At 32.8% G+C, this 5,599-nt stretch carries 7 protein-coding genes and 1 pseudogene; 4 read left to right on the top strand and 4 right to left on the bottom strand.

The window, feature by feature from the left end; translation table 11 throughout:
* The first annotated feature begins 5 nt into the window (after positions 1-5).
* Entirely contained in the window at positions 6-674 is a 669-nt protein-coding gene (locus N4A42_RS11920) for a DUF4294 domain-containing protein (protein WP_294074280.1), read from the top strand.
* On the top strand, positions 675-1,304 hold the full coding sequence (locus tag N4A42_RS11915; protein WP_294074278.1) for a hemolysin III family protein: 630 nt from the start codon (positions 675-677) through the stop codon (positions 1,302-1,304).
* Here N4A42_RS11915 and N4A42_RS11910 read toward each other — a convergent pair.
* Positions 1,301-1,771 carry a DUF1572 family protein gene (locus N4A42_RS11910; RefSeq protein WP_294074276.1) on the bottom strand — a complete coding sequence of 157 codons (471 nt, stop codon included), beginning with the start codon at positions 1,769-1,771 and terminating at the stop codon, positions 1,301-1,303. The two genes, N4A42_RS11915 and N4A42_RS11910, sit on opposite strands and share 4 nt — an antisense overlap.
* A 224-nt stretch (positions 1,772-1,995) precedes the next feature.
* Between N4A42_RS11910 and N4A42_RS11905 the strand changes: the two genes are divergently transcribed.
* Positions 1,996-3,456: an aspartate aminotransferase family protein gene (locus N4A42_RS11905; protein WP_294074274.1), complete on the top strand. Its 1,461-nt coding sequence runs from the start codon at positions 1,996-1,998 to the stop codon at positions 3,454-3,456.
* An 8-nt stretch (positions 3,457-3,464) separates the two neighbouring features.
* On the opposite strand, the gene N4A42_RS11900 is transcribed toward N4A42_RS11905, so the two are convergent.
* Positions 3,465-3,806, bottom strand: coding sequence for a helix-turn-helix domain-containing protein (locus N4A42_RS11900; RefSeq protein ID WP_294074272.1), 342 nt, complete (start codon positions 3,804-3,806; stop codon positions 3,465-3,467).
* Between the two features lie 118 nt (positions 3,807-3,924).
* On the opposite strand from N4A42_RS11900, the gene N4A42_RS11895 reads away from it, so the two are divergent.
* Entirely contained in the window at positions 3,925-4,392 is a 468-nt protein-coding gene (locus N4A42_RS11895; RefSeq protein WP_294074270.1) for an ester cyclase, read from the top strand.
* Between the two features lie 74 nt (positions 4,393-4,466).
* Here the strand turns inward: N4A42_RS11895 and N4A42_RS11890 are convergent, their stop codons facing one another.
* Both N4A42_RS11890 and N4A42_RS11885 read right to left on the bottom strand, forming a co-directional pair.
* Positions 4,467-5,318: a DUF4437 domain-containing protein gene (locus tag N4A42_RS11890; protein ID WP_294074268.1), complete on the bottom strand. Its 852-nt coding sequence runs from the start codon at positions 5,316-5,318 to the stop codon at positions 4,467-4,469.
* A 7-nt stretch (positions 5,319-5,325) separates the two neighbouring features.
* Positions 5,326-5,599, bottom strand: a pseudogene (locus N4A42_RS11885) (short-chain dehydrogenase); the annotation flags it as partial.

Genomic DNA, 5,599 nt, shown 5'->3' with positions numbered 1-5,599 from the left:
TAGTATTGTTGTTTACAGCCTTAATTTCTGCACAAGAAAATCAGGTAGAGCAAGACTCAACAGTAGTTCATTATATGATAATAGAAGGTGATTCTATACCTGTTACTGAGGTTGAGCTCGATGAAGTGTTAATGCTACCAAACTTAAGTTTTAAGGATAGAGAAGCTCGTATTAGATATATTGTGTTGCGAAGAAAAACAATTAAAGTTTTTCCTTATGCTAAATTGGCTGCAGAGCGCTTAGAAACTTTGCAAAAGCGTTTAGCACAATTAAAACGTAAACGCGATAAGAAGAAATACGCCAAAGTGATTCAGAAATATATTGAAGATGAATTTTCTGCGGAGTTGAAAAAGCTAACCAAAACCGAAGGTCAGATTCTTGTAAAACTCATCCATCGACAAACTGGTAAAACAACATTTCAGCTTATAAAAGAATTGCGGAATGGATGGCGAGCCTTTTGGTTTAATAATACTGCGAGTCTTTTTAATATCTCATTAAAACGAGAATTTAATCCAATAGAAGTTGAAGAAGACTATCTCATAGAAGATATTTTACAGCGTGCCTTTCAAAGTGAGCGATTAGATAGACAAAGACCAGCATTTGCTATAGATTTTTATGCTTGTGTAAACAAATGGTCTAAGCCCAAAAAGAAACTCAATAAAACTAAAGAGTAAATGCGAACACAAACCAAACACGAAGAACAGCTTAATGCTTGGTCTCATGGTATTGGTGCTGCACTTGGTATAGTTGCTTTAGTTATGCTCATTGTGTTTTCAGATGATAAGGCTAAACCTTGGAGTCTTTTTAGTGTTATTGTTTATGGCATTTCTTTAATCGTATTGTTTTTAGCATCTACATTTTATCACGCTGTTAAAGGAGAAAAACGCAAGCATAATTTTAGGATAGTAGATCATATTAGTATCTATTTACTTATTGCAGGAACTTATACTCCTGTATTATTAATAATGCTTAGAGATAGCTTGGGTTGGCCATTATTCTGGGTTGTTTGGGGAATTGCAGCTTTTGGTTTGGTTTTAAAACTTTTTTTTACAGGTAGGTTTGAAGTATTCTCAACGCTATTGTACCTTGTTATGGGTTGGTTAATTGTTTTTGATTTTTCTAATCTTTCAGAAGCTATTGGTTCTCATGGCGTTTTATGGCTATTTGCTGGTGGACTTTTTTATACTGTTGGTATTATCTTCTATGCCATAGAAAGAATTCCTTACAATCACGTTATATGGCATTTATTTGTTTTAGGAGGAGCTGTTTGCCACTTTTTTATGATTTTTAATCATGTGATTTAAGATGATTGTATCATCTTTTTTATAATAACTATTTGTCCTAAGTGGTAATAAGCATGTTCTATTAAACCATCCATATTACGGAGATAATTTCCGTATTTTTCATTAACAAAAGGTTTTTGAAGTTGACTGTCCGATAGTTGCTCTATAAACTCTGCAAGCGCCTCTGTGTCTTCCCAAAACGTCTTTTGAAAAGTTTCCCACTGTGTTTGAGATGTTATTGGAGGAAAATCAAAACTGTACTGATCTCTTATTTCTAATTTACCATTATCAAATACATTTTTGACACCAGCAATATAATAATGAATATGTTGTGCTAAAACAGCAATTGTATTAAGTGATTGCACTTTAGTATTAGCGATTTTATAATCAAGATGTGCTATCTGTGCTTTAAAATTGGTGTTGGCAATCCATGTACCATTTAAAATAACTTCTCTAAGGCGATTGGCTAGTTGTTTATTGTTTTCCATTGGTACGCTATTTTTAATGAGTGTTCATATTTTTAAGATTGATTTTGTTCTACTAAAACAGCACTTAGACAAGCTCAGTGTGATAGATAATGTCATTTAAGGATAATCAGATATATTTTCTAACAAAATTTAGTTTTTGCAGAAGAAAGATAACAAAAATTCTTGCGTTTATAGCACATTCAATTCTTAGCGATAAACTATCTTTGCGGAAAATTTGAAACCCAATGCCAAAGCATAATAAAAATATAAGTCAACTTAAGCTTTCAAAAGACCAAATGCAAGCTTATGGTTATAAGATTGTAGATGCCATAGTAGAGCATTTTGAAACCCAAGACACTAAATCTCCTGTAGTAACAGCTACGAGAGAAGAGATGGATAATTTGTTTTTAGAAAATGTTCCTGAAAAAGGCACAGATGCTCACAAAGTGCTAGATTTTGTATTAGAAAAAGTACTGTCTGAAAGTAATGTTGTTTCTCATCCAAAATCGTATTCTTTTGTACCAGGACCAAGTAATTTTATCAGTGCTATGGCAGATACTTTAGCAACTGGTTTTAACATTTTTTCAGGTGGTTGGGCAGCATCACCAGCAGCAACGGAGTTAGAAATTGTAACAATTAATTGGTTGCTAAAGCTCTTTAAATTTCCGAACAAAAAAGGTGGAGGAATTTTTACGAGTGGTGGATCAATGGCTAATCTTACGGCATTGGTGACAGCAAGGAGACAAAAGTGTGGAGATGACTTTTCTAAGGCCATTATATATATGTCTAATCAGACGCATTCGTCTAATATAAAAGCATTAAAAACTATTGGGTTTAAAAAAGAACAAGTTCGCTTAATTCCTGTAGATTCTGATTATAAAATTTCGATTAATAAATTAAAAAATGCCATTGCCAGAGATAGGATAGAAGGTTTACAGCCACTTTGTATTATTGCCAATGCAGGAACTACAAATACAGGAACCGTAGACCAATTAGAAGATATTGGTAAACTATGTAAAGCTGAAGATATTTGGTTTCATGTAGATGGTGCTTATGGTGGAGCAGCTATTTTGTCTGAAAAAGGAGCAAAGTTATTAAAAGGCATTCAAAAAGCAGATTCATTAACTATAGATCCGCACAAATGGTTTTTTCAACCTTACGAAATGGGATGCTTGTTAGTAAGAAATCATAAGTGGTTGAGTAATACATTTAGCGAAAAACCTGAGTACTTAAGAGATATAGAAGGTAATCCTTCCGAAATTAATTTTTACGATCATGGCATTCAGTTAACACGTCGTTTTAGAGCATTAAAGTTTTACATGTCTATAAAAACGTTTGGATTAAGTGCCTTTAGAGAAGCTATAAGTTATAGTATTGATTTGGCAGAGCAGCTAGAAGACGATCTACGTAAGAGTAGTGATTGGGAAATTATTTCTCATGCCACCTTAGCGGTAATTAACTTTAGGTATAACCCAATACATAAGTCGTATTCTGAAAAAGAATTAGACCGATTAAATCAAGAGATTTCTAAGCGTATCATTCAATGTAAAGAAGCTTTATTAGTAACTACTGTTTTGCAAGGAAAAGTAGTGCTTAGAATGTGTTTAATAAACCCAAGAACAACTTTAAACGATGTTAATGAAACATTAGATATGTGTTTAAAGTTTGCTAAAGACATTGAAGATGAATCTATTGCTATAGCGTAGTAATAGGTTCATTTTAATGAGCTTGGTGTCGTTTGCGCTGAGCTCAATAATTCTATTCCAAAACGCTCTATTTGATTGAGAATAGGTAACACTTTTACGCCTCTTTCTGTAAGCGAATACTCAACCCTTGGTGGTATTTCTGGATAAGCTTTTCTATGTACAATATTAGATTCTGCCATTTTCTTTAATTCCTGTATCAGCATTTTTTCGCTTATATCTGGAATCAGTCTTTTTAATTCTCCAAACCTTCGTTTTTCATTACCTATTTCATAGATGATTTGTAAGGTCCATTTTCCACCTATAAATTTTAAAGCCTCAGCTACAGGACATTTATTTTCATCTTTTTTCATTTTTTAAAACATTCATTAACAATAAAACTAACTTTTTTGTATGTACCTAACTAAAATGTATGTACTTGACAAGCAGTAGGTAAAGATATACTTTTGCTCTCAATAAATTCAAAGTTTTATGAAAAGAATAGTTTTAGTATTAATCGCAAGCTTGTCAATAATGGCTTGTAAAGCACAAACAAAAAAAATGGATAAAAGAAAAGAAGTTGCACAACGTTATTATGAAATATTGGATAGTGGTAATGTTGAAAAAATGAATGATTTATTAAGTGAACATTTAATAGATCACGACAGTCATGGTGGAAATGCAGTTGAGGAAATTAAAGGTCTAACCTTAGGGTTAAAAAACGGTTTTTCAAACGCTACTCACAACTTAGAAATTGTTGAACTCATAGGTGAAGATAAAGTTTTTGTGCGTTGGAGAATGACCGCAAAGCATACAGGTGAATTTTTTGGTGTACCAGCTTCAAATAAGGATGTGAATTTTGTGGGACACGATTTAATAAAAGTTGAAGGTGGAAAAATAGTTGAAATTTGGCACGTTGAAAACCTTTTAAGCATGTTTGAACAAATGAAAACGGAGTAAATGTAAAAGAAGCTGTCTGAAATAATCATCAGGCAGCTTCCTTTAAATTAAACTAAAAACTAACGTTTTATCGGCTAAATAGAAATCTTTCCGTTGGTTCTTATATATAAAATAGTTTCAGTTTTAGAGTTGTTTGTAATATCGTGAATGGCTTTGTTAGTAGAGTTAAAATAGCTTCCTAAATCTAATGTTTTTACTTCTTCAGAGTTAGGTAATGTGTAATCTAACTCTCCCATAATTACAACCGAATGGAATATGTCTCCATCACTTTCTAATTGTCCTTTATAGCCTTTGGGTAGCTTTATAAAAAGTCCTTTAAGGTTATCAATGGTATTGCTTTCCCAAAGAAAACTTAGTTCTGCATTACTTTTATAATCAATCCAGTTAGTTTTACTATTATCTAACCAAACAATATTTGAAACATCAATATTAATAGGTCTTTCACCATTATCAAAAGCTTGGTCTATTGGTTTAACTAGATAGGGACCATGATCTATTTCTACATAAGCGATGTTTTCTTTACCTTTTGCTGAGGTAATATGAGATTCTCCTTCGGGTTGTGTCCAAAAGCTTCCTGGTTTCATCCACATATTTTCAGCATTAGGATCATCATTATGTATATTTCCTTTTAAGACTACAGCTCTATAGGTAACGTTATGAATATGAGGTGGTGAAGAAAAACCATCTACAAATTTTGCTAAAAAACCTGTAGGAACTGTTCCTTTTCTATCTCCCCAAACAGTTCCAGCTTGTGGACTTTTATCACCTCTCGCAGGATTTAATTTTTCCCATATTATTTCAGAACTTAAAACCACTTTATTTGTTGGGTTTTCAATGCCCTTACTGTTTTTAGTCTCATTCTTTTCCGGTGACTTGCACATCATAAAAGTGAAAGCTATGATGCATAGAATTGCAATATTTTTCATGTATTCTTTAATTTTGAAGGATGTTCTCAGTATTTGTTATTAGTTCTGCAATTAATTGATCATCGTATGCATCTGGATGCGCTTCACTAAAATGTCCTTTAGGATTGCCTTTATCGTTGTCAAAATATTTGCCAGTAATACCATTGTATTCTTCAGAAACTGCTAAATCATATAATATATCAGAACCTTTTGTTGCTGGCGACCAATGATGCCCATAAGCTTCACTCACCATTTTAGTGTTTAAAAGTGAACCAGGATTAAGGGCAATCACAGCAATGCTG

The sequence above is a fragment of the Winogradskyella sp. genome, assembly GCF_025210595.1.
GTDB lineage: Bacteria > Bacteroidota > Bacteroidia > Flavobacteriales > Flavobacteriaceae > Winogradskyella.
This window is presented reverse-complemented; position numbering and strand designations above follow the sequence as displayed.

What these genes read in the sequence shown, in the direction of transcription:
- N4A42_RS11915 (WP_294074278.1), top strand. Translation starts at nt 675, where the DNA reads ATGCGAACACAAACCAAACACGAAGAACAGCTTAATGCTTGGTCTCAT.
- N4A42_RS11910 (WP_294074276.1), bottom strand. Translation starts at nt 1,771, where the DNA reads ATGGAAAACAATAAACAACTAGCCAATCGCCTTAGAGAAGTTATTTTA.
- N4A42_RS11905 (WP_294074274.1), top strand. Translation starts at nt 1,996, where the DNA reads ATGCCAAAGCATAATAAAAATATAAGTCAACTTAAGCTTTCAAAAGAC.
- N4A42_RS11900 (WP_294074272.1), bottom strand. Translation starts at nt 3,806, where the DNA reads ATGAAAAAAGATGAAAATAAATGTCCTGTAGCTGAGGCTTTAAAATTT.
- N4A42_RS11895 (WP_294074270.1), top strand. Translation starts at nt 3,925, where the DNA reads ATGAAAAGAATAGTTTTAGTATTAATCGCAAGCTTGTCAATAATGGCT.
- N4A42_RS11890 (WP_294074268.1), bottom strand. Translation starts at nt 5,318, where the DNA reads ATGAAAAATATTGCAATTCTATGCATCATAGCTTTCACTTTTATGATG.